Source organism: Legionella bozemanae (assembly GCF_001648595.1).
Taxonomy (GTDB): domain Bacteria; phylum Pseudomonadota; class Gammaproteobacteria; order Legionellales; family Legionellaceae; genus Legionella; species Legionella bozemanae.
On record NZ_KV441807.1, the window covers coordinates 165,294 to 188,617 of the forward strand.

The following is a 23,324-nucleotide window of genomic DNA, read 5'->3' on the forward strand; positions in this document are numbered from 1 at the left end:
TAATTTAAATTTTCTGGTGTTTTTTTAGCATGGAGTGTAAATTGAGAGCATTTTAATTTGGATTGTTATTTGTTGGAGATATCATGGGGAAAGATGCTAAGGAAAAAAAGGCTTTTGAATCCGCTTCGAGTATGAGAACGATATACATTGAGCAATTGCAGAAATGCAAATCTGCTGCGCAATTTGAGACTTTTTCAAGCAAATATGAAGAGAAAAAGAGGAAAAATCCCAAGCCTGCTAATTTAACTCCGTATCATAGCGAAGTTATTAGTAGAATGGATGATGAGATCCGAAGTCTAACGGAAAAATTAAATGCACGATTTTTTCCAATAACACTTATTGAACCCTCACCAAGTGTTCATGAATCAGTAAAAAAAGATGTTACCGATTTATTGCCAGAAGAGCATGTTTCAGATGAACTTCCTCCTATTAACGAGCAGGATTTAGGCACACAAGCCAAAGTTGTTACAGAAAAAGCGAAGGGCACTCCTCTTATACAAACTAAAACTACTGAAGAACTTCTTAAAGAAGAAGAGGGGGAGAGTTTAACTCGGTCAGTAACAAAGAAAAGTGGAGCATTTGTGGCTCCTGTTGATGTAAAACCAAAATTCAGGCACATCACTTGGAATGAAAAGCAGCTTCAGGAAATGCAGGAGCAGGAAAAACAGCGTCACGAAAAGCAAGTTGATCAGAAAGCCAGGAGGCATAGAAATGCTCAGCTTAATGAGGTTAAAGAAAAACTAAGAACACTTTATGCAAAGCAAACAAAATATGACACGAAAGCTAAAGAGTATCGTAGGAAGAATGATCCACAAAGAGAGGCGAAATATCGAGACGCTGCAAAAGCTGCCGGAAGCATTCATGAGCAGATAGCGAAATTAGTTAATCAGTACATTCGGGATGGGGATTTAGACTCTTTTAAATTAAATAGCCAAAAAATCCTAGGCGATGAGAAGAATAATGATGTGAAAACATTGCGGGCATACCGTGGCTGGTGGGAAAAGTTCTTAGATGATTTGGTTGAACTTATAAATTCCGGGTTTGCTCGCATAGGTTCTTCGATCCGTGTGCATGAATTATCGATGTTTAAACCCGCAACAACCGATGGGGGACACAAAATTAACGACCTAGGTAATGCAATTAGTTCCGTAAAAGCAACCTTTTAATCGTTTATAAGAAATAAGTAGTCTGAGGTTTGTTTCGCACTCAGACTATATTTTTTGCCCTACCCGAATATCTTGTTATTGTGTTACCATGTTCTATTGTTTTTGTTCTTCTAGAATATTCATATTATTCTTTGAGGTTATTTTTCAACACAAAAGACTATGGTACAAAACAGCGCGCAAATCACTTACGATAAGGAACTTGCCAGATTTCACTGTACGGGTGCCTGGTCTGTTTTAAAAATTGAAAATTTATTAGCTCGATTTAATGTAGATGAGCTGCCTAAAACTCAAAAAGTGACTATTAGCGGTGAAGGTATCAGCTATTTTGATAGTGCAGGCGCCTTGGCCCTTATTAAATGCATTGGCACGCTGGAACAACGAAAAAATCAGGTTGAACTGACAGATTTTACCGAAACACAACAGCAACTTGTCGATTTAATTAAATCAAAAAAAGACGTATTAGGTTATCAAATACCTTCTCCGCCTAAAGAAAATGTATTTTATCAATTGGGGAAAGAATCAGAAAGCAAATTTCGTCAAATAGATGGCCTTCTCGCTTTAGTTGGTGATTTGACTACTAAAATGTTTAATGCATTTGGCAATTGGCGCCGTTTTCAATTACCCAGTATCATTGCAAATATTCACGCTACAGGCGTGACTGCTTTACCTATCCTTGCTTTGCTTTCTTTTCTAATTGGTGTGGTTTTGGCATATCAAATGGGATTGCAATTGCAAACATATGGGGCCAACAGCTTTATTGCCTATTTATCAGGTATGGCTATTTTTCGTGAATTTGCACCGTTAATGACGGCAATTATTGTTGCTGGACGCACCAGTTCCGCATTTACAGCACAAATTGGCAGTATGAAACTAAATGAAGAAGTAGATGCACTATTAACGATGGGACTTTCCCCCACTGAATTATTAGTGCTCCCTAAAGTTCTGGGGTTGTTGATCGCGTTCCCTTTATTGATTTTTTGGTCTGATGTTTTTAGTATTTTAGGTGCGATGATCATGTCCAATAATATGTTGGGCATCAGTTTTGTTGATTTCTTACAACGATTAAGAGACTCTGTTGGACTTTCGCAGTTGAATTTAGGTCTTTATAAAGCCCCCGCATTTGCATTGTTAATAAGCTTAGTCGGTTGTTATCAAGGGTTTAGAGTAGAAGCCGGTACGGAAAAAAATATTGGGAGCCAAACTACCAGAAGTGTAGTACAAGCACTATTTCTAATTATTATTGCTGATGCAATTTATTCAGTTATTTATAGTCGGATGCATTTATAGATGAGCGAGCCCATTATCGAAATTAAAGGACTAAAGAATTGTCTCGGAGGTCAATGGGTCCATAGCGATGTGAACTTGACTGTAGAAAAAGGGGAAATCTTAGCTATTATTGGCGGTTCAGGGAGTGGAAAAACAACGATATTACGTAGCTTACTGATGTTACTGAAGCCTACGGCTGGTCGTATTAAAATATTTGGACAAGATATTAGTAATCTGGATGCAGAACAATCGTTTTTGCTTCGTCGGCGATGGGGAATGCTTTTTCAGCATAGCGCATTATTTTCATCAATGAATGTGTTGGAAAATGTTATGTTTCCTATGCGAGAATTTACTAATCTGGATTATGAGTTTATGTATGAACTGGCTTTGCTAAAAGTCGCTTTAGTAGGCTTACCCAAAGAAGCTGCAGGTAAATTACCATCAGAATTGAGTGGCGGAATGCAAAGAAGAGCCGCTGCAGCACGTGCCATTGCAATGGATCCGGAGTTGTTGTTTTTAGATGAACCGACTACAGGCTTAGATCCCTTGAGCGCAAGACTTTTTGATGAGTTGATTGTTTTTTTAAGAGATTCTTTAAAGCTCACTATAGTTATGGTGAGTCATGATATAGAATCTTTAAAACGAACTACAGATCGAGTAGCCTTTATCGGCGATGGAAGAATCTTAAGTGTTGAGCCGATTAATGATTTGATAAAGAATAAGAATAAAATAATTGCAGGTTATTTTAGTAAAATGTAACTGGAGACAGAATTCTTGGAAGCTAAAACCAATTACACCATAGTAGGTGTAGTCGTACTTATATTACTGGTAGGGCTGGTGGCTACAATGTTGTGGTTATCTGTTGGTTTTAATCAAAAAAAATATTCTACCTACACCGTTTATATGCATGAGGCAGCTTCTGGCCTGACCAAAGATGCCCCAGTAAAATTTAATGGAGTGCAAGTTGGTTATGTAAAAGAAATAAAATTGAATCAAAGTGATCCGAGGCAAGTTGAAATTTTGTTAAATATCGAAGAGGGGACGCCCGTTACGACCAGTACTTATGCTACATTAAATTCACAAGGAATTACCGGCGTCACTTATATTGGTTTGAGCGCAAGTACTTCTGATCTGACACCAATTCATCAAATGCCTGGTGAACCATTCCCAGTTATTCCTTCAAAACCTTCTGTATTCACTCAATTGGATAGCATTTTAAAAAAGGTTTCTGAAGATGTAGGCACTGTAAGTGATGAAGCAAAACGAATATTTAATGAAGAAAATGCAAAACATATACGTCATATCTTAACTAATGTTGATCATTTTTCTAAAGATCTTTCACGTAATGGCAAAAATCTTAATGCTTTAATGGATAATCTTGCCAAAACAAGCCGTGATTTTCCGCACATGCTTACCGAATTAAGAGTGGGAATATCTAAATTTAATACTATGGCGGAAAGCTTGAGTCAAGCTGGGAATAGTGTATCAAAAACAATGGGCACAGGGAAAAATGCCATAGATAAAATTTCTGAGGAAGCGCTGCCGCCTGCTGTAATCTTATTACGACGATTGAACACAATTTCTGCAAATTTGGAAAAAGTGAGTAGTGAAATGCGTCAAAACCCTGCTGTGGTTATTCGTGGAACTAAGCCACCAAAACCTGGGCCTGGAGAATAAAAATGAAAAAGCTGACTGTATTTCTTGTGGGCTTAAGCGCAGTAGTACTTAGTGCGTGCTCGCCAGTTAAAATCTCTGTAAAGAATCAATATCAACTAAGTGCATACAGTACAAAACAGTTGGCTAAAAAACCCATGCCTATTACTTTGTTGGTTACTACGCCTGATGCTGCTGCCGGGTATCAAACAGAGCAGATGCTTTATGTTAAAAAACCCTATGCACTGGAACCTTTTGTAAAAAATGCATGGGTAAATCCACCTGCGGATATGCTTTACCCTTTAATTCTGCAAAGCTTACAACGGACAAATCTTTTTGAAGCGGTTACTTCCAATGCGTATACTTTAGGTGCAACTTATCGATTAGATACTCAATTACTTTCTCTGCAACAAAACTTTCTTAAAAAACCAAGCGTTCTTGAGTTTTCAGCCAAAGTTGTTTTAACTCATGTTAGTGATAATAACGTCTTAGCTTCAAAAATTATTAATTTACGGATTCTGTGTCCCAGCGATACACCCTATGGGGGAGTGATCGCAGCAAATAAAGCAACCCAACAGTTTACCGCGGCCCTGACTCATTTTGTGGCATCTCACATGGAACACTAGAGTATGAATTTTCGATCGTAGCCTGGGTGAAGCGCAGCGGAACCCGGGTTTCTGAGCTTAATGAGTTTCTCGATCCCGGGTTCCGCTGCGCTTCACCCAGGCTACGATCAATGATATTGAATGGGTAGTATTACTGTAGCCAAAAAATAAAAAGAATTGTACAATGTGCCCCCATGAACCCTGTAAGGGTATTTCGAAGTGTATTAATAATAAAAAGAACGAAGGAGATTGAGGATGAAAGCCGGATCATTAGGTAAATTAGGCCTGCTTGTGGCGAGTGCTGTTTTCGTTGTTGCTTGTTCTAAAGCACCAGGTAGTGCGGAAGGAGGAGTAGGCGTGAGCGAGGCTGAGGCTCAAGGTCTAGGACAATTTACTCATTTTGCTGGTCAAGAACCAGGTGAATCTTATACAACTAAGGCACCTCATAATCAATTGTATTTGTTCTCTTATGATGACAGTAATTTGGCTCCCAAATATTTACCATCAATTAATGCTCAGGCAGAATACTTAAAGACACACCCTGGTGCGCGTGTGTTAGTAGCTGGACATACAGATGAGCGTGGTAGCCGTGAATATAACGTAGCCCTTGGCGAGCGTCGTGCAAATACTGTAGCTGACATTTTACGTATGGCTGGTGTTAACAGACAACAAGTTCGTGTTGTGAGCTATGGTAAAGAGCGTCCAATTAATTTAGGACATGATGAAGCGTCGCATGCACAAAATCGACGTGTAGAATTTACTTATGAGGCAACAAGATGATAAATTGCAAAAAACACATTATCGCTACAGGTTTTATATTGATGCTTCCTTTGGCCTGTTGGTCAGAAGCACCTGTTGTTGATGATAGTGATAATTTTGCAATTATTGAGGGCCAACAGGCGTATGAAGCGCCTGCTTATGGCCCCAAGTACGATGAAGCACAAATCGAAAATGGTCAGTTTGATGTGGCTCGAAACGAGAGTTATACAATAGATAATTCCCAAACCGATGATGAGCCTGCGCTTGCTAAAGATGATCAAGCAAGTAGTTCAAATACTAATATTACCGATAATGCGAAGCTAATCGACAAAATCCAAAGTTTGCAACAAGAAATACAAGAACTGCGTGGTCAACTAGAAGTACAAGCTCATGACTTAAAGTTATTACAGCAGCAACAAGTTGCTTTTTACAAAGATTTAGATGCACGCTTAAGTGGAAGTAGTTCTGCTAAATCTTCTTCAAGTAAACAACCCACCTTGGATCTTTCTGCTGGTTCGAAGGAAACTACACCTAAAGCAACTGCACCTGCATCTAATGTTCAGGCAAGCAAATCGGCTGTTCCTACACCAGCATCAGTATCCACAGTGACTACCTCTAGAATAAATCCTGCAGACGAGCAAATTAGCTATTTAGCAGCTTATGAATTAGTAAAGAACAAACGGTATGATGATGCTTTAAATGCGATGAATGTATTTGTTCAAAAATATCCTAGGGGCGGTTATACTGCTAATGCACAATATTGGCTAGGCGAGCTTTATTTAGTTAAAAAAGATTTTCCAAAATCTATAGAGCATTTTAATGTGGTTTTACAACAATTCCCCACCTCAAGTAAATCTGCTGCAAGTATGTTAAAGATTGGCTATGCTTATGCTGCACAAGGTGACAAGCAGGAGGCCAAGAAATTCCTGCAACAAGTAGTGAGAGCTTATCCTGGTACGCCTACAGCTCAATTGGCTAATTCAAAATTACGTACAATATAATCATTAATAAATTTTTATACGTAGCTCCGGAGAAAACATAAACTGGGAAACCCTGGTTTCGTTTTAACCAGACTACATTGAAATAAACTTATGGATCCCCAAGGAGAAATTATGTATTGGCTAGCCCATGCCCCAGCTAATATTGCTTTGATCAAATATATGGGAAAAAAGGATGATAACTCAAATAGTCCTGATAACCCATCGTTATCCTATACTTTAAACGAGCTTAAAAGTACAGTAAGACTGGAAAAAATGAGTTCAAAAAAAGATATTTGGGAACCGCTTATTGTACCCGCTGGAATCGAAAATTTTGTTCTTTCCACAGAAGCACAAAAAAGATTCCTTGATCATCTCGCTCGAGTAAAAGCATATTTTGGATATGAGGGTGGCTTTTTAGTGCAGTCCTGTAATAATTTCCCTCACAGTAGCGGGATGGCAAGTTCTGCTTCAAGTTTCGCTGCGTTAACTCGATGTGCCGTAATTGCTCTCAGTGAATTAACAAATAAACCCATGCCTTCTGTTGAAGAACAGGCTCAGTTAAGCCGTTTGGGATCAGGATCATCTTGCAGATCTTTTTATTCTCCCTGGGCTTTATGGGATGAAAATGAAGTTAAAGAGGTAGATTTACCCTACAAGGATTTAATCTATCAAGGGGTCGTGATTAGCAATAAAAAGAAAGAGGTTCCTTCAAGTGAAGCACACCAACGAGTAAAAAGCAGTCCCTTTTATGGAACTCGTAGCCAAAGGGCAAAGGAGAACTTAAAACTTCTCTTAGACGCACTTATGGACAAGGATTGGACTGTAGCTTATCAAATCTGTTGGCGCGAATTTCAAGATATGCATCGCTTGTTTAGTACCAGTGAGCAGCCTTTTTCATACATGACAGAAAGCTGTATTGATCTATTACACAATCTAGAAAGTTTTTGGAATAAAAAGAATGATGGCCCTATTGTGACTATGGATGCTGGACCAAACATCCATTTGTTATATCGTTCCGACCAAACAGAATTGGCACGTGAATTCAAACGCGATTATTTATTGGGCAATTATGATGTTCTTTGATTTTGAAACCACAACCTTTGGCAAATGGATTTTAGCAGGTGAACATGCTGTAGTACGAGGGCATCCAGCTTTGGTATTTCCAATTAAAGAAAAAAAATTAATTTTAAGTTATTCTGCTGACGCGCCTTCTTTGGGTGCGGATTATACGGGAAGTAGCGGCGCTGATATGCAGCTTTTATTTTGGAGTGTGCTCGAGCATGGCATGCAATTACTGGGACGTTCTTTAAATCAATTAGGTGGTTATTTTCATTTACATAGCACAATCCCTGTGGGAGCAGGGATGGGCGCTTCAGCAGCACTTTGTGTGGCAATGAGTCGTTGGTTCGGTGCACAGAAAATGGTAGATCCAAGTCAATGCAATGATTTTGCAAAGGAATTAGAACACTTATTTCACGGAAAAAGTAGCGGGCTCGATGTTGCAGGTGTTGCTACGGAAGTCGGGCTTTATTTTAAAGAAGGAACAAGTATTCCATTACAACAAAAAATTCATCCTCAGTTTTTTTTATCTTCATGTAAACAAATTGGAATTACTTCTCATTGTATTCACCAGGTCCAAAGTTTATGGGCTGAAAATCCTGCATTGGCGGAGCAAATTGATAAGCAAATGGTTATGGCTGTTGAAGAAGCTCGAAATGCTTTAGAGAAGGGAGGGGTTGATGCAATTTCCTTTTTGGCGCGAGCAATTAATAAAGCTGCTGATTGTTTTTATCAATGGAAACTGGTTAGCGAGAGCTTGCAACAACATATGCATCGATTAACTGCTAATGGTGCCTTGGCTGTAAAACCTACCGGCTCCGGAGGAGGCGGATTTGTACTGAGTCTTTGGGACAAGCAACCTCCTGAGCATCTTGAATTATTGAACGCGTGATAGGGAATTGTTCTAATCGGAGATCACTCTATCAAGAATCGGTCATATTTGGCGTATCTTAAACGAAAATTGCGCTCAACTATGTTCGTTCGCCTAAAATTGAATATTCCCTTCGTGATCTATTGCTTCTAGTCTATAAATTGGTAATAGACTTCAGTTCCTTTGACCATCCCGAGCTCATAGCGTGCTTGTTCTTCCAGAGCCTGATCACCATTTTTTAACTCTTTAATATCTGCTTCAAGTGCTCGATTACGTGTTGCCAGCTTATTATTTTCTTGTTCGTGAACGGCTAATTTTTTTTCAAGATTATGCCACTGAATCAAATTTCCATCGCCCAGCCATAGCTTATGTTGTAAAACAACCAAGGAGACTATCAAAATTATAAACACTGGGCGCATAGGTTTTGTTTAATTTAAAGGTATCCTGTAACCATTTTATTACCATATTACAATATGTAGCAATATCTGCTTGAGTAATTTTTTACATTATTTTGCATGAAGCCCGGGCTGAATTCCATGCATAAAGCTCGAGTGATCCCTATAAATTGTAAAATTTCAGTCAAGTGGGAGCGCTCTGTCGTATCTATCCTATCATCCCCTGTCTTCGCAGGGATGATAGAATATGAGGAACACTCAGGCATAAAGTGCGGAAGTAGGCCTGCGATTAAATGCGTTTACTCTTAAGTTCTGCTCAAAAATGTTTGCGCAAAATATTAAGTTCTTTATTTAATTGATCTATTTTTTCTAATAATTCTAATGCAAGTGCTACTCCTGGAAGATTAATTCCCAAATCTCGGTGTAAGCGGAAGGCAGATTCCATTTTACGTAAATCGTTCTGATTTAATTTTATATGCTCTGCTTTCATTGTTTTGCAAGAAAATAAACCATGCTCTGCCATTTCCAGTAATAATTCTTTAGATATATGATATTTTTGACATACTTCACTGAATGAGATTGTTGTTGTTTCTTCAATAAGCACGCCGATTAGTGTATTGTCTTGCTTCATGCTTATACTCCTATTTTGTCACGTGGATTAAAAGGCATTACTTGCGCCATTTTTTTGTAGAGCTCTACTGCTGCTTCAGTTGTTGGTGGGGGGGTAATCATTTTTAAAAGCACATATTGGTGTCCAGGGGTTGTTCCAGGCAAACCACGATTTTTAAGCCTTAATTTTTGCCCTCCTTGAGAGCCGGGTGGAATTTTTAAGTCAATTTTTCCTCCTAGAGTGGGGACTACTATTGTTGCACCTAAAGCAGCTTCCCATGGAGTAATAGGCAGCGTGAGGTAGATATCATTATCCATTACATCAAAAAGAGGGTGTTTATCAACATGTACCGTTAAATAAATATCACCGCGGGGTCCTCCATGTACTCCAGGAGCTCCTTGTCCGGCAAGGCGAATTTGTTGGCCCGATTTTACGCCAGCTGGTATTTTCACTTTCAAGGTTTGCATAGTGACTTTTGACTCTTGTTCGATTGGAACCTGGATGTTTTTCACTGTTCCTGTAAATGCTTCTTCCAGACTAATATTAATTTTTCCATGGTAGTCTTGCCCGGCTGTGGGTTGCTGACGATAGCGGGAATGACCAAATAGTGTTTCAAATAAATCCTCATTAAATTGACTGCCATAAAAATGTTCATATTGTTCTGGTCCACTCCAATGAGCATGAGTTTCTTTTTGATTAAATGCCTTATTTTTCCGATAATTGTCGTATTCTGCTCGTTTGATCGGATCTCTTAAAACTTCATAAGCTTCCCCCATTTCTTTGAAGTGCTCTTCTGCATTGGGTTCTTTACTTATATCAGGATGGTACTTCCGTGCCAGTTTTCGATATGCCATCTTAATGTCTTTATCAGAGGCATTCTCGCTTACTCCCATTATTTTGTAATAGTCTTTATCCATATTTTTATACTCAATTGAAAGATCATTTTTATTAGACTTCTTGCACAAGGTTTAGGAACAGCCCCTATTTTTGTAACACATATTTTCCTGGTGCATCAGGTAAATTCTTATTAATTTTAGGCGGTAAATTCATACCATTTGTTGATTGTTTCACTAGCCAATCATGCCAAGCGATCCACCACGATCCTTTTTTAGTTTCAGCAATTTCTAACCAATGTTTGGGAGAAATATAGGTTTCTTCTTTTTTTTGTTCTCGAATCAAATAACTTCGTCCTGGATGTCCTGGTTCACTAACTATACCGGCATTATGACCTCCATTCGTCAGAACAAAAATAATATCTTCTTGTTTGATCAGCAAATGAGTTTTATACACGGACTTCCATGGGCTGACATGGTCTTTTTCTGTGCTGACTACAAAGGCAGGTAACCTAATATTCTCAGGTGCTATATGTTTTCCTTCAATCGTATACTGTCCTTCGGAGAACTCGTTTTTAAGGAACAATTTTTCAAGATATTCGCTGTGCATTTTATAAGGCATACGTGTTGTATCTGCGTTCCAGGCAAGTAAAGCGATCATTCCTCTTTGTGTTCCATGCATGTAATCTTGAACCATTTTTGACCAAATTAGATCGTATGAGCGAAGCATTTGAAAACTTCCAGCCATGAGTTTGGTATCTAAATAGCCTTGTTCCCACATGATGTTTTCCAAAAAAGATACCTGGCTATTATTAATAAAAAGTAATAGTTCACCAGCTTCGGTAAAATCTCCTTGAGCTGCGAGCAGAGAAAGACTTTTCAGGCGATTGTCATTGTCTTTGGCCATCGTTGCTGCGGTAATCATGGCTAAAGTCCCACCAATGCAATATCCTGCTAAGTGAATTTTTGTGTTGGGAATTAGGGTTGATATTTTATCGATTGCAGCCATAGAGCCTTGACGGTAATAATCATCAATTGCCAAATTTCTGTCTTCAGATGAAGGGTTGAGCCAGGATACTATAAATACTGTATGACCTTGTTGAACCAACCAATTCACTAAGGAGTTTTCAGGGAGAAGATCAAGAATATAATACTTCATAATCCAGGCCGGAATAATGAGTAAAGGTTCTTTATATACTTTTGAGGTTTGTGCTTCATATTGAATGAGCTCAATTAAGTGATTTTTAAAAACCACTTTACCCTTAGTTAAGGCAACTTGTTTTCCTGGGATAAAGTTTTCAACTCCCGCTGGAGGAGTACCAGTCAATTTTTCAATGAAGTCTTGCCAACCCAATTGTGTTCCCCGGATTAGATTTTCTCCTGATGAATTTAATGTTTCCTGTAATAAATCAGGATTAGTCAAAACAAAGTTGGAAGGAGAGATTGCATCAAGGAGTTGTTTTATAGTGAATGATACAATGCGACGGTTGGATTCATTTAATCCAGGAATTTCATTTGCTGCTTTTAAATACCAATCTTCAATTTGTAAAAAGTGCTCTGCCCACAAACGCCATGGATAGAGCGCCCATTTATCCGTATGAAAACGCACATCTTCACCATTCCCAGGCTTTTCTTGGTTTAGGAGCCGTTCAATAAAATCAGAACAATGCAGTAAAGGATAAAAATTTAATTTTAAGAATGTACCTGGAGCTTGTAATAGTTGTGCTCCCCATGAAAAAAATGAGGTTGCTACTGAGGCTGGGCTAATGCTTGCGGTAAATTTTCCCAGGTTAGCCTGATAATATTTATCGATTAAATTAAAGAGATCATACTGAGTCGATGGATTATTTTCTTTGGGGTTTGGTTGTTGCCCACTTGATGCTTTTATTTTTTGTGATAGCTTCTTTTCTTTTAGGACAACTTTGGCCATTTTTTTCATGGTTTCAGTCTTATCACAGTTATTATTATGAAATAGTATAGTCTCTTGGATATTTATTTGTATATTAATCAGTTAAAGTACATACTATGCCCCTTTGGGCTTAGCTCATTTAGCTAATAACTCAGACCCGGTGAATATTTACTAGAACGGTTGGATTTTCTGGCAAGATGTGCCAAATAGGGCTGTTCCTCAGTTGGGGCTGAGCACTTACTATTTTAGCTGCAGTTTCTTGCCTTTCTTAGGACGTAGAATGAAAAATAATAAGAACAACTACCCAAAGTATGGCAGGATTGTTGGAATTTATATCGGAGACCTTTATGCAAAAGTACTTACTTAATACTCTTGTTGTTTTTTTTCTATTTTTATTAGTGGGTTGTCAGTCGAATAAGGCGAGTTCCGGCTTATTTAGTTCTTTTACACCTTTGGCTACTCCGAGTGTCAATTTGGCGCAAACAGTGCAAGAGGCTTTAATGCGTAATGATGATCTTGCTGTGTCACAAGTCCATGTTCAAACAAGACAAGATGTTGTGATTCTTACAGGATATGTGAAAAAAATTCGGCTTAGTGATACTGCAGAACAAATAGCGCGTCAGGTTCCTGGTGTGCGCTCTGTAGAAAATCATATAATTATCCGACAATAGAGTTTAATATTCTCCATTTGTACTATATTTATAAAGGAGGTTAAGTATTATTCAAATGGAGAATAAACATGGCTGACCTAATTCATAATGCCTTGCCAACGTCTAAACGAAAAATTATTTATATTCATCCTGATGATTCTGTGAAAAAAAGCATTGATATGATGACGGAATATGATATAGGTGCATTAGTCGTAGTAGATAATGACAATCAATTAGTAGGGATAGTAAGTGAACGGGATATAGTGCGCTCTTGCTTACATAAGTGCATTAACCTGGAAACAGGAAAGGTTTCAGATGTGGTGCATAAGGATGTTACTATTCTTAGTCCTAATGATACTGTAGAAAAAGCAATGCAAGCTATGACCACAACCAAAAGAAGACATGTATTAATTCGTGATGAAAATAATGAATTTGTGGCCATTTTATCTATAGGTGATTTGCTTTATCACATATTGGAAGACAAATCACGTGTTATAGAGCAATTAGAAAATTACATTCATACCTATTAATAGAGCTTTTAGGGATGATATAGTATCTTTATTTCATGCACCTTATAACTTATATGAAAACAGTCTTCAGATTGCTTCTAATTCTCTTAATAGTTCATGCTCCCGTGTGGGCTGCTGAATCATCGCCCACATGGTATTCCAAGAAAGATAACAAAGTAGTCCTCAATATAGAAATGTTTCTGTCATCTACGTGCTCGCATTGTCAAAAAGCGGATGTATTTTTTCAGGAAGTAGAAGCAAAAAATCCTGATCTTAATGTTCAACGGTATTATATTAATCAGAACAAAGATGCATTGAGTCATTTTTACCAACTATTGAGTGCTCAGCAAATGGATGATTTTGCAGTTCCATCAATTTATATTTGTAATTCGCGTTGGGTTGGATTTACTTCAGCAGAAACCACTGGAAAGGATTTATTGCAAGCAATTAATTATTGTAAGAAACAAATTGAAAATAAAGGTAAATTAACTCAAGAAACAGTGAATGCATTGCGCCATTTGGCAAATGCGAATCGATTTATTACTGGATTGGTAGAAAAACCTTCGAAGTTACATTTTACAACCACTATAGCATTTATGGACTCCTTTAGTCCTTGTGCGTTCTTTTGTTTTGCGGGATTCCTTGCTTTTCTTTTAATTGAAACGCAAAAGAAAAAACAACTTATTGCCAGCCTTTTATTTATTCTTTCTGTAGTGATTGTGCATTATTTTCAACAGGCTTATACCAGTACCTTTTTTGAGTTGTTGCCTTGGATGCGTATTCCGGCTGTATTGTTAGGTTTAACGACTATTTATTTTGTGATGCAATATTATAAAAAACAGCCTCCTATAGCTTTGTATTTTTCACTGGCTTTTTTATTAGGATTGATCACTACAATTTATCAACAAACCTGTGTGATGAATTGGTCTACAATTTTTGAGCAATGGTTAAATGACCAGCATTTATCCAGACAGCAAGAAAGTTTGTATCAATTGCTGTATCAGGGAGTGTACATACTTCCATTGCTTTTGATTTTGCTTGTTTATTTTGTTTTACTTAAGTTTGAGCGTTTTGCTGCATTGCAGACAAAATTAGCCACTATTGGTTTATTGTTCCTACTCGCCATTGCTGTCATTTTAATCGTCTATCCATTCCTATTATCTTACTTTGGAATATCGCTAGTACTTTTATTTATCTTGACGGTTATCGGCTGCTTTTTAAATTTGACTTGATCTTATTTTGATGATTTGGGATTATCATCTTTTTTTGTTTGTAATAGCTCAGACTCTCGATGTTAATACGTACTCGAATGGTTGAATTTAGGCGCAGTTTGTAAGAAGTAATTAGGACATTTTTCTTGCAAGATGTGCTACATACAGCTGTTTCCTGATAGGGCTGAGCGCTTACCTTTGTTTTTTAGGTGATAACATGAGCAAGCCCATTAATATTCCTGTTGTTGTAGAGAGCGGCAAAAAATATAAAACATCTCATGGCGTAACAGCAATTAAGGATGGAGTAAAACCAACGGGGCAAGTTTATGAGCGCTTACCTAAACCTAAATGGTTGCGGGTGATAAATCATACGACCCCCGAGTATCACCAAGTAAAAGAACAAGTCCAAAAGCACCGCTTGGCTACTGTTTGTGAAGAAGCAAAATGCCCTAATATTTCTGAATGTTGGTCACACGGTACAGCAACAATTATGTTAATGGGCGCAGTATGTACGCGTGCATGTCGTTTTTGTGCGGTAGATACCGGAAATCCCCATGGCTGGTTGGATCTGCAAGAACCAGAAAATACAGCAAATACAGTAGCATTAATGAATCTGGACTATGTTGTGCTCACTTCGGTAAACAGAGATGATTTACCCGATGGTGGAGCAAGTCATTACGCACAAACCATCCGTGCGATTAAACAATGTTCTCCCAAAACCAAAGTGGAAGCGCTAACGCCTGATTTTCAAGGCGTAGAACGAGATATAGCAGTATTACTGGATAGCGGTGTTGATGTTTTTGCGCAAAATGTAGAAACAGTAGAGCGTTTGACCCATCCGGTACGTGACAATAGGGCAGGTTATACACAAACATTGAACGTTCTCGCATTTGCAAAACGCTATAGACCCGATGTACTTACTAAAACCAGTTTGATGTTGGGGTTAGGCGAAACAGATGAAGAAATTATTCAAACAATGGATGATTTACGTCGGCATAAAGTAGATATTCTTACTCTGGGACAGTACTTACAACCGACAAAGAACCATTTACCCATTGAGCGTTATGTGACCCCAGAGACTTTTGCCGAATTAAGACAGATCGGATTAAAGAAGGGCTTTTTTGAAGTCGCTTCTGGTCCTTTAGTGCGTTCAAGTTATCGCGCTGACCGAATATTTAAACAAGACAATTTAGGTTTATAAAATTCGATTTCTGGATATCGCGTATAAAGCCTATGCGATCCTCAATAGCTTTACCCAGTTTAGATGTATCACATTATGACTGAATCCCTGCCTACGCAGGGATGCAGCTTTTTAGGCATCGTTGTAGACTGCATATTTTCCTGTTTCAATTTTGTGAGGCTCTCTGAAGCATAAAGTGCAGTTTGTCGCGATAGAACGTATGCATTTAACTTAAGATTTCTCCTTTTTTTCTCATTATTTTTTGCAAAATATAAGCGAGAAAATACATAAGTATACCCAATACTATGGCGCTTACTCCTAAAGCTAAATAATAGTTTTCATAATAAGGGAGACTATCTATGGGAGAGTGAATTGTGTTAGGAATTGCAACCCATGCAGCAATTCTTCCAGATATGGCATGTGCCAGAGAACTGGCAAGGTACCATACCCCCATAGCAAAGGCAAGCGAATTTTTGTCACAATATAAACCTACCATGCTTAAGCCAATGGCACTGACCCATAATTCTGCAATAGAAATGAGAATGTAGGTTAAAGCAATGTAATTGCCATTAATTATTCCATTAACAGTAGTGGTAGCAGCGAATGCCATTACCAAAAGAGCAATACCTGCAAGCGCAGTGCCTGCAGCAAATTGATAGGGGATAGTGAAACGTGGAAATAATTTATAAAAACGAGGCAGTTGGCTGCCAATGGCTAAGATGAGTAAGGGATTCAATATTTGGTAATGAGCTGGTGAAACAGTTAAACCAAATAAATTATGGTCTGAATTATTTTCGGCAAATAAAATTAATGTGCTATTCATTTGGTTGTAGATAACAAAAAATACTACTGCTTCAACAATGAGCAATAAAGCAATTATTTGTTTGTCCCGTACAATACCTTTAAGCGTTAGAGTTTTTCTTAAAAACCATATTATTCCTATGCCGCAACCTGAGGCGATGATGGTGCTGGCAACGTAAACATGGGAATAAGCAAATAAAGTCAGCATATAAATAGTAATTATATAGGCAATTAAACGAAGTACACCTGATTGAGAAAATTTAGATTGATCTTTACCCCAAATGACATTTTCATAAATGGAGTAGCGTTTCGCAAAATTTAAAGCCGCGATTGATTTACCTACAAATGTCAAAGTAAGAATAGAAAGCGGACCATAACGGCTTTCAAAAAGCAACGGGGCAATTAAGGTGGCTAATAATGCGCCGACATTTATTGCTATATAATAATAGGTCATAGCTGATTTCGCTTTGACGGCATCATCTGAATAAATATGTGATACCATACTTGAAGAAGTTCCCATTAAAAGGGAGTTGGTGGCAGGTATAAATGCATAAGCGGCAATGAAAAATGTATCTCCCAGGGAGTTTACTGTGTATCCACTGATCATAAGGAGCAAATAAGCGCAAGCTAATAGAATACTCCCAAGAAGAATGGATCGCCTAATTCCTACTACGGTATCAGCCATGTAGCCACCGAGCATAGGCATTAGATAACCCATTGCATGAGCTACTCCAATAAAAGCGTATGCTTTGGCTTGGCTATAACCCAAACCTTGAGACCATACGGGACGAGTTAAAAATAAAACCAATATGGTATTGAGTGCATATACTGAGAATTGGCTCCAAAAAGTAATAAATATGATGTTGTTGGCTTGTTTTTGTCGCAGAGCTAATTCAGGCAAATAATTTTTCACTTCTTGTGAAATCATTTTTCTTACCTCGCCACCTAAAGATAATTATCAGGTTATCATTTTCTGGCAAGAACGACATCAATTATATGAGTATCATGGTAGGGGAATGTGAAGATTTTGCTAAAAAGACGCTTAATCCTTTGGAGCAAAAAAATTTTTGGCAACATCCTAATGGATAAAGTATTGAGAAACCAGGTTCCTTCAATACCAAAAAGTGCCAATTCATCAATAGTATTTAGGGTAATGGGTATTTCCAAACGTTGATGTGCGATGACTTCAAATTGATTTTGTTTAAATGCCTGCATCAATTCATTGTTATTTGCAGCAACTGTAGTATTTTTTACAATGGATTTGTAATAATGGCCAACCATACTACTTAAAATTGAATCTTCTGTAATAAATTCAGCTAAACGTTGTTGCGCTACGGGAAAGGAATCATAAGTTGTGGTAATCATTGAAAAATGACCATTTGCACGAGTCAGTAATTTGGCCTCATGAAATAAAACCTTAATTGGAATATAAGCATTAATAAAGTGTGCCAGAATTAAATCTTGGCTGTGAGGCGGTAAGAACTTACTTGCTTTTGCGGCGCTGCCTTCTATCGTGATCAGAGGTAACGTTTCACGGGCGTGTTTCAACATTTCTGAAGAAACATCAATTCCAGTAAATTCTGCTTTTGGCATAATTTGTTGCAGTTTTTTTAGAAATGCACCATCACCAACGCCCAAATCAAGAACTTTATAATGTGGTTTCATTCCCAAATAAAAGTGCTTCATTTGTTCAATTGCTACTTGATGGCTTTGACTAATCGCACCAAAACGATTGGCCATAGTATAGTTTTCAGTGATGTCGTTGTACATGGCCTTCAAGGACATGCAAAATTTCCTGTTTAAAAAGGTTTGGTAAGTATATCTCTAAATGGAGGAGATTTGCGACTGCTGATTAAGGAAAAATTATTTAATTCCTTTTTATTGACTTTCTAATACCTAGTTAATATCTGGTTTTATGAATCCTATTCGTATGTACATTAGCCTAAAAAAGTCAATTAAAGTATTTGATAATAAATAGGGTTATTCGCTCGAGGTCATCTAAAATATAGCCTCGTTAACTCTCAATTAGAGAGGCTAATTGATTTTAGAAATGAAATAATTCACAATTTTTTGGCCAAAACAGGTAAAAAGAGGCATATTTCCTAGTTTTCTTAATACTCTGTTAATAATCAGAGTGTAAAATTAAACTCGTATAACAAATATTAGTTTGTTTTTAGACCGTTTTTTGGCTATCAAGAACACCATGGATAGCGTTCTGTGGAGGAATAGGTAGCTGCTTTGTTAGGGAGATTTATATGTTAATTTTGACTCGGCGTATCGGTGAAACCTTAATCATTGGTGATGATGTTAATATTACCGTGTTAGGTGTAAAAGGTAATCAAGTTCGCCTAGGTATTAATGCACCTAAAGATGTATCTGTCCATCGTGAAGAAATTTATTTGCGCATACAACAAGAAAAACAATCAGACGAATCTGAAGAAGCAGTATAAAATCGATTTCCTCGCAGTCATCCAGTTCCGGGCACTTAAAAATGCTCGGGACAAACTTAATTTTTCTTTGTTCCCATCTTTAATTTGTAATCCTCTACAGTTTTTCATGAAGTGATGTATCTCCTGATGAGAGAAAGTGCTGTGTACCTGATTCATCTTGCAGTATTAATTGCCCAAACTGATTAATGCCGCAAGCAATCCCAGATAAAGTATTTAAAGACTGAGTCACTTTGATGCTTTTTCCAAAAAGATAATCCGATTTATTCCATTCATCCATAAAGGAGTTAAGATCATGGTGAATAAATTTGCTTACATAGTGTTCCAAATTGGTAATCAATCTTGCAATAAGGACATTCCGATCAAAATGCTTTTTAGTTATTTCATATAAGGAACACCAAGGTTTATCTGGAAGGGGATGATTCTCTGTATCAGTATTCACGTTTAAACCAATACCGATGATAACTTGAACATTGCCATTGGATTCAGCCAATATTTCAATCAGGCTACCGCATAGTTTTTTGTGGGTCCATAGAATATCATTGGGCCATTTAATTTTGATATGAGATGAGATGTCAAATTCATTTAAAGTTGCCAGAACAGCCAAGCTGCTTACCAAACTTAATCCCGAAAGTTTGGTAAGATCATAGTTAAGATTCCAGCGACTGGAACAATAAAGATTTTCACCGAAGGGTGAGTGCCAGTGTCTGCCAAATCGACCTCTGCCTTGGGTTTGAATTTCGGTACAACAAATATCAACGGTATTTGAGGGAGGTAAATCCTTAAGATAGCGATTTGTTGAATCAATGGAAGTGAATAGATGTAAATTGAAAGGGTTCGATTGTTTTTGTAGGGCAAGATGTTCCATAATTTGTTGTTTATTTAATAGAATCAACTGATTGGGAAGTTGGTAACCCTGATGCCTTATTCGTTTTATAGGGATTCCTGATGCGATTAAATGATTGATTTGTTTCCAAATGGCCGAGCGAGTGATACCCAAATTTGCCCCTAATTCAGAACCACTATGGCAGTTGCCATCGCCAAGTAATTGTAATAATGTGAGTTGTGCCTGTGTGAAGTGCATTGATATAAACCTAAAAAATCAATTGAGTATTTTGCTGCAGATTAATAAATCCATGTCTAATTTCCCTCACAGTAGGGTGATGGCATAAAGCACCACTGCAAGCCACTTCTGGCATAAAAGAACGCAATTGCCATGTCATATTATGTAATGGGTCATTTACTAATTGCTTGGTTGGCATAGATATAGGGACACTAAAATTTTTGGTTGGATAAGAAAGGCCTAAACCGCAGGCTTTGATAAAGGCTTCTTTTTGGGCCCAAACATGAAAGAAAATGGCTGGTTTGAGGGCAAGAGGAACTTTAATAAATTCTTCATATTCTTGACCAGAAAATAAACTTTTTGCAATTCCTTCATAAGGTCGAGCAGAATACTTTTCTATATCCACACCCATGGGAAAGTTTTTTCCCACTGCAAGAAGCGCCAAGTCACCCGTATGACTTATATTAAATTGCAACTTTGCTGCATTAATGACTTCAGGTTTGCCGTGGTTATTATAAGCAAATTCCAGTTGTTTTGCTGGCATATTGAGATAGCTTGCTAAAATGATTCTCATAGTTGCTCGGGCAGTAGAGAAACGGCGTTTGTGCCTACTGAAATAAAATCGTTCCGCACGGGTTTGCTCTTCAGAACTTAGTAGTTCATATGCATTTTCTATTTCATGTGCTAAAGAAAATTGCCAAAGATCAATTCGAGCTTCATTTAAGATGCAGTTTTCTGTATTTAAAGGGTTGAATTCGGTAATGATCATATGCTTGTTTGAATCTGGCATCAATTGTCGGTTAGGGTTATCATATACCATGATATTTAATTCACCAAAGAGTATTCAATGAGCCGACAATTTTTGGATTTTGAGCAACCCATCGAAGAGTTGAATCAGAAAATTGAAGCACTTCGCATGGTAGGTCATGATAACGAAGTGAATTTAAGTGATGAAATAGCACGACTTCAAGCCAAATGTTCTGAGTTAACCTCTCAAGTTTTTTCAAACTTGGAGCCTTGGCAAATCGCACAAATGGCAAGACATCCGCTTAGACCACAGACTACAGATTATATTGAACGTATTTTTACTGATTTTCAGGAACTGCATGGTGACCGAAGTTGTTCGTCAGCTCCTGCAATTATTGGTGGTTTGGCGCGTTTGAATGGTGAGCCAGTTATGGTACTTGGTCATCAAAAAGGTAAACGGACTAAAGAAAAGGTATATCGTAATTTTGGTATGGCGCGTCCGGAAGAGTATCGAAAAGCCTTACGTTTGATGAATATGGCTGAGAAATTCAAATTACCTATTTTTACTTTTATTGATACAGCCGGCGCATATCCTGGAATTGGTGCTGAAGAGCGTAACCAATCTGAAGCAATTGCTCGCAATCTTTTCGTGATGTCACGTCTTAAAACGCCAATTATTTGTGTGGTAACAGGAGAAGCAGGATCAGGTGGTGCGTTAGCAATTGGTGTTGGTGATCGTGTGTTAATGCTCCAATTCAGTATTTATTCAGTAATTTCTCCTGAGGGTTGTGCTTCGATTCTATGGAAAGATGCGTCTAAAGCAAGTGAAGCTGCTCGCGCAATGAGGATTACCGCGGATAAGATTTTGGAAAATAAGTTAATTGATATGGTTATTCCTGAACCGTTAGGAGGGGCTCATCGTAATGTCGATGAAATGGCCGCACGTTTGAAGGAAATTTTAGTTAGCGAATTGAGTGTCTTAAAGAAATTATCTTTGGAACAGTTGGTCGAAGAGAGGTATAAAAAATTTATGGCTATGGGAGCAAGTGATTAAACCTTTATTGAGCACCGAGTGGTTTTCTCGCCTAAGTCATTTTAATAAATTAATTATAGGTTTTAGTGGTGGGCTTGACTCAACAGTGCTTTTGCATGTTCTTGCTTCCCACCCGGCCTTGCTTGCTAAATTAATCGCGGTACATGTAAATCATGGTATTAGTGAGCATGCCCCCTGTTGGCAATTACATTGCCAACAGTTTTGCCAGAATTTAGGTATCCCTTTAATTACTCAGTCTGTGCAATTTGATCGCTCAGCCAATGTAGAAGAGGGGGCACGCATTGCTCGGTATGCAGTTTTTTCTTCTTTGCTTGCAGAAGATGATTGCTTAATTTTAGGACATCATTTAAACGATCAAGCAGAAACAGTTCTTTTGCAACTGTTTCGAGGTTCCGGAGTGGATGGTTTGGCTGCTATGCCTGATTTTGGGCAATTGGAACTGGGAAAAATTGCCAGGCCTTTTTTAACTCATTCCCGAGAACAATTGGAACATTATGCTGCCTTTCATCAATTGAGCTGGATAGAAGATGAGAGCAATGAGGATACCAGCTATTCTCGAAATTACTTACGTCAACAAATTATGCCTTTGTTGCAAAGAAAATGGCCTGGAGTTGTAGGTAATATTGCAAGAACAGCACTTCATTGCCAGCAGGCTAAAAGAAATCTGGATATGTTGGCAACTCAAGATATGACGTTGCAAGAAAACCTCGAAAAATTAACAAGCAACTCTTTATTGATTACACCATTAAAAGCACTCGGCCGAGATCGAATAGCAAATGTGCTTCGAGTATGGTTGAAAAACAATCAAATCCAATTGCCTTCAACTGTGACTTTTTGGCGTTTGATTGATGAAGTGATCTTTGCTAGTCCAGATGCGACTCCAGTAGTGAGTTGGGGCGAAGTAACTGTGCGCCGTTATCAAAAGCATTTATATTTAGATAAAAAAAATGCAAATAATTTATCCTCCTGTATCAGAACTCTTTCGAAACGCGCTGCAACGCAAGAAATGCGAGAAGACTCGAAACGCAGCACCGAAGCCTACATGAAGAAGTCACTTGAAGATTCGAGCGCCGTATCGACGAAGCAGGCCTGCTCTACAATAGAATTTCGAAAGGGGTTCATTGAGTGGTCTGCATTTCCTTTACCTTTAGTGATACCCGATGCAAGCATTAATTTATTGGCAAAAAAAGCCAAGCAGGGTTTGGTTATTCCTACTGATACAAAAGTATTTGTTCGATTTAGACAAGGTGGCGAAGAGTTTTCTTTGCATGGACAGACTAAGCGTTTAAAAAAGTTATTCCAAGAGTGGGGGGTTCCTCCTTGGTTAAGAGAGCGAATTCCTCTAATTTATTTTAATGATAAACTAGCGGCAGTAGTCGGTTATGCAATGAGTGATTTGTTTTTTATCAAAGAATGTTCTGAGGCTTGGATTTTTGTTAATTGCTCCTTTTAATCTTATGTTATTTCTAATTATTTGAGTACTTGTGCTCCATTCGTTAAAAGAATGTCTTTTCTGTTAGTTTTTTTACTCATGCTCGTTAAGTTTTTTATATGAG

Annotated in this window: 24 protein-coding genes; 16 read left to right on the forward strand and 8 right to left on the reverse strand. The window is 37.9% G+C overall.

Translation table 11 applies throughout. The features are described from left to right. The first annotated feature begins 83 nt into the window (after nt 1-83). From A8O27_RS00725 to A8O27_RS00765, 9 genes are all read left to right on the forward strand, one after another. Nucleotides 84-1,166: a hypothetical protein gene (locus A8O27_RS00725; protein WP_058459425.1), complete on the forward strand. Its 1,083-nt coding sequence runs from the start codon at nt 84-86 to the stop codon at nt 1,164-1,166. Nucleotides 1,167-1,325: 159 nt separating this feature from the next. Beyond that, on the forward strand, nt 1,326-2,453 hold the full coding sequence (locus A8O27_RS00730; protein ID WP_058459424.1) for an MlaE family ABC transporter permease: 1,128 nt from the start codon (nt 1,326-1,328) through the stop codon (nt 2,451-2,453). Beyond that, complete coding sequence (locus A8O27_RS00735; RefSeq protein ID WP_058459423.1) at nt 2,454-3,191, forward strand: ABC transporter ATP-binding protein; 738 nt, start codon at nt 2,454-2,456, stop codon at nt 3,189-3,191. It begins immediately after the preceding gene. Nucleotides 3,192-3,206: 15 nt separating this feature from the next. Beyond that, the gene (locus tag A8O27_RS00740) at nt 3,207-4,109 is read left to right on the forward strand and encodes an MlaD family protein (RefSeq protein ID WP_174223913.1); all 903 of its coding nucleotides are present in this window, start codon (nt 3,207-3,209) and stop codon (nt 4,107-4,109) included. Between the two features lie 2 nt (nt 4,110-4,111). Continuing rightward, nucleotides 4,112-4,711, forward strand: coding sequence for an ABC-type transport auxiliary lipoprotein family protein (locus A8O27_RS00745; RefSeq protein ID WP_058459422.1), 600 nt, complete (start codon nt 4,112-4,114; stop codon nt 4,709-4,711). 234 nt (nt 4,712-4,945) lie between these two features. After that, the gene (pal, locus tag A8O27_RS00750) at nt 4,946-5,470 is read left to right on the forward strand and encodes a peptidoglycan-associated lipoprotein Pal (RefSeq protein WP_058459421.1); all 525 of its coding nucleotides are present in this window, start codon (nt 4,946-4,948) and stop codon (nt 5,468-5,470) included. Beyond that, on the forward strand, nt 5,467-6,450 hold the full coding sequence (ybgF, locus tag A8O27_RS00755; protein ID WP_058459420.1) for a tol-pal system protein YbgF: 984 nt from the start codon (nt 5,467-5,469) through the stop codon (nt 6,448-6,450). The genes pal and ybgF overlap by 4 nt, the downstream gene beginning before the upstream one ends. A gap of 111 nt (nt 6,451-6,561) precedes the next feature. Next, nucleotides 6,562-7,512, forward strand: a complete 951-nt coding sequence (locus tag A8O27_RS00760) for a diphosphomevalonate decarboxylase (RefSeq protein WP_058459419.1) — start codon at nt 6,562-6,564, stop codon at nt 7,510-7,512. Continuing rightward, entirely contained in the window at nt 7,502-8,380 is an 879-nt protein-coding gene (locus A8O27_RS00765; protein ID WP_058459418.1) for a mevalonate kinase family protein, read from the forward strand. The genes A8O27_RS00760 and A8O27_RS00765 overlap by 11 nt, the downstream gene beginning before the upstream one ends. A 128-nt stretch (nt 8,381-8,508) precedes the next feature. Here A8O27_RS00765 and ftsB read toward each other — a convergent pair whose 3' ends face one another. The 4 genes from ftsB to A8O27_RS00785 all read right to left on the reverse strand — a co-directional run bounded on the left by ftsB (nt 8,509) and on the right by A8O27_RS00785 (nt 12,136). Next, nucleotides 8,509-8,778: a cell division protein FtsB gene (ftsB, locus tag A8O27_RS00770; RefSeq protein WP_058459417.1), complete on the reverse strand. Its 270-nt coding sequence runs from the start codon at nt 8,776-8,778 to the stop codon at nt 8,509-8,511. A gap of 292 nt (nt 8,779-9,070) precedes the next feature. Continuing rightward, entirely contained in the window at nt 9,071-9,385 is a 315-nt protein-coding gene (locus A8O27_RS00775) for a chaperone modulator CbpM (protein ID WP_058459416.1), read from the reverse strand. Between the two features lie 2 nt (nt 9,386-9,387). Continuing rightward, nucleotides 9,388-10,281 carry a DnaJ C-terminal domain-containing protein gene (locus tag A8O27_RS00780; RefSeq protein WP_058459415.1) on the reverse strand — a complete coding sequence of 298 codons (894 nt, stop codon included), beginning with the start codon at nt 10,279-10,281 and terminating at the stop codon, nt 9,388-9,390. 64 nt (nt 10,282-10,345) lie between these two features. After that, the gene (locus tag A8O27_RS00785; RefSeq protein ID WP_058459414.1) at nt 10,346-12,136 is read right to left on the reverse strand and encodes a PHA/PHB synthase family protein; all 1,791 of its coding nucleotides are present in this window, start codon (nt 12,134-12,136) and stop codon (nt 10,346-10,348) included. 317 nt (nt 12,137-12,453) lie between these two features. Between A8O27_RS00785 and A8O27_RS00790 the strand changes: the two genes are divergently transcribed. The 4 genes from A8O27_RS00790 to lipA all read left to right on the forward strand — a co-directional run bounded on the left by A8O27_RS00790 (nt 12,454) and on the right by lipA (nt 15,677). Then, the gene (locus A8O27_RS00790; RefSeq protein ID WP_058459413.1) at nt 12,454-12,777 is read left to right on the forward strand and encodes a BON domain-containing protein; all 324 of its coding nucleotides are present in this window, start codon (nt 12,454-12,456) and stop codon (nt 12,775-12,777) included. 68 nt (nt 12,778-12,845) lie between these two features. Then, entirely contained in the window at nt 12,846-13,286 is a 441-nt protein-coding gene (locus A8O27_RS00795; protein ID WP_058459412.1) for a CBS domain-containing protein, read from the forward strand. A 53-nt stretch (nt 13,287-13,339) separates the two neighbouring features. Next, a complete protein-coding gene (locus A8O27_RS00800) occupies nt 13,340-14,497 on the forward strand; it encodes a thioredoxin domain-containing protein (RefSeq protein WP_115684363.1) in 1,158 nt (385 codons plus the stop codon). Nucleotides 14,498-14,693: 196 nt separating this feature from the next. Further along, nucleotides 14,694-15,677 carry a lipoyl synthase gene (gene lipA / locus A8O27_RS00805; protein WP_058459410.1) on the forward strand — a complete coding sequence of 328 codons (984 nt, stop codon included), beginning with the start codon at nt 14,694-14,696 and terminating at the stop codon, nt 15,675-15,677. A gap of 205 nt (nt 15,678-15,882) precedes the next feature. Here lipA and A8O27_RS00810 read toward each other — a convergent pair whose 3' ends face one another. Both A8O27_RS00810 and A8O27_RS00815 read right to left on the reverse strand, forming a co-directional pair. Continuing rightward, a complete protein-coding gene (locus A8O27_RS00810) occupies nt 15,883-17,385 on the reverse strand; it encodes a peptide MFS transporter (protein ID WP_058459409.1) in 1,503 nt (500 codons plus the stop codon). 38 nt (nt 17,386-17,423) lie between these two features. Further along, the gene (locus A8O27_RS00815; protein ID WP_058459408.1) at nt 17,424-18,242 is read right to left on the reverse strand and encodes a class I SAM-dependent methyltransferase; all 819 of its coding nucleotides are present in this window, start codon (nt 18,240-18,242) and stop codon (nt 17,424-17,426) included. A gap of 470 nt (nt 18,243-18,712) precedes the next feature. Between A8O27_RS00815 and csrA the strand changes: the two genes are divergently transcribed. Then, nucleotides 18,713-18,907: a carbon storage regulator CsrA gene (gene csrA, locus A8O27_RS00820; protein ID WP_010654169.1), complete on the forward strand. Its 195-nt coding sequence runs from the start codon at nt 18,713-18,715 to the stop codon at nt 18,905-18,907. Between the two features lie 94 nt (nt 18,908-19,001). Here the strand turns inward: csrA and A8O27_RS00825 are convergent, their stop codons facing one another. Together A8O27_RS00825 and A8O27_RS00830 are read right to left on the reverse strand one after the other, a co-directional pair. Then, nucleotides 19,002-19,988, reverse strand: coding sequence for a biotin--[acetyl-CoA-carboxylase] ligase (locus tag A8O27_RS00825; protein ID WP_058459407.1), 987 nt, complete (start codon nt 19,986-19,988; stop codon nt 19,002-19,004). Between the two features lie 10 nt (nt 19,989-19,998). Then, a complete protein-coding gene (locus A8O27_RS00830) occupies nt 19,999-20,736 on the reverse strand; it encodes a 4'-phosphopantetheinyl transferase family protein (RefSeq protein ID WP_058459964.1) in 738 nt (245 codons plus the stop codon). Between the two features lie 78 nt (nt 20,737-20,814). On the opposite strand from A8O27_RS00830, the gene A8O27_RS00835 reads away from it, so the two are divergent. Together A8O27_RS00835 and tilS are read left to right on the forward strand one after the other, a co-directional pair. After that, nucleotides 20,815-21,768 (forward strand): acetyl-CoA carboxylase carboxyltransferase subunit alpha, encoded by a 954-nt coding sequence (locus tag A8O27_RS00835; RefSeq protein WP_058459406.1) that lies wholly within the window; start codon nt 20,815-20,817, stop codon nt 21,766-21,768. After that, nucleotides 21,761-23,221, forward strand: a complete 1,461-nt coding sequence (gene tilS / locus A8O27_RS00840; protein ID WP_058459405.1) for a tRNA lysidine(34) synthetase TilS — start codon at nt 21,761-21,763, stop codon at nt 23,219-23,221. Before A8O27_RS00835 ends, tilS begins: the two co-directional genes overlap by 8 nt. Nucleotides 23,222-23,324 lie beyond the last annotated feature (103 nt).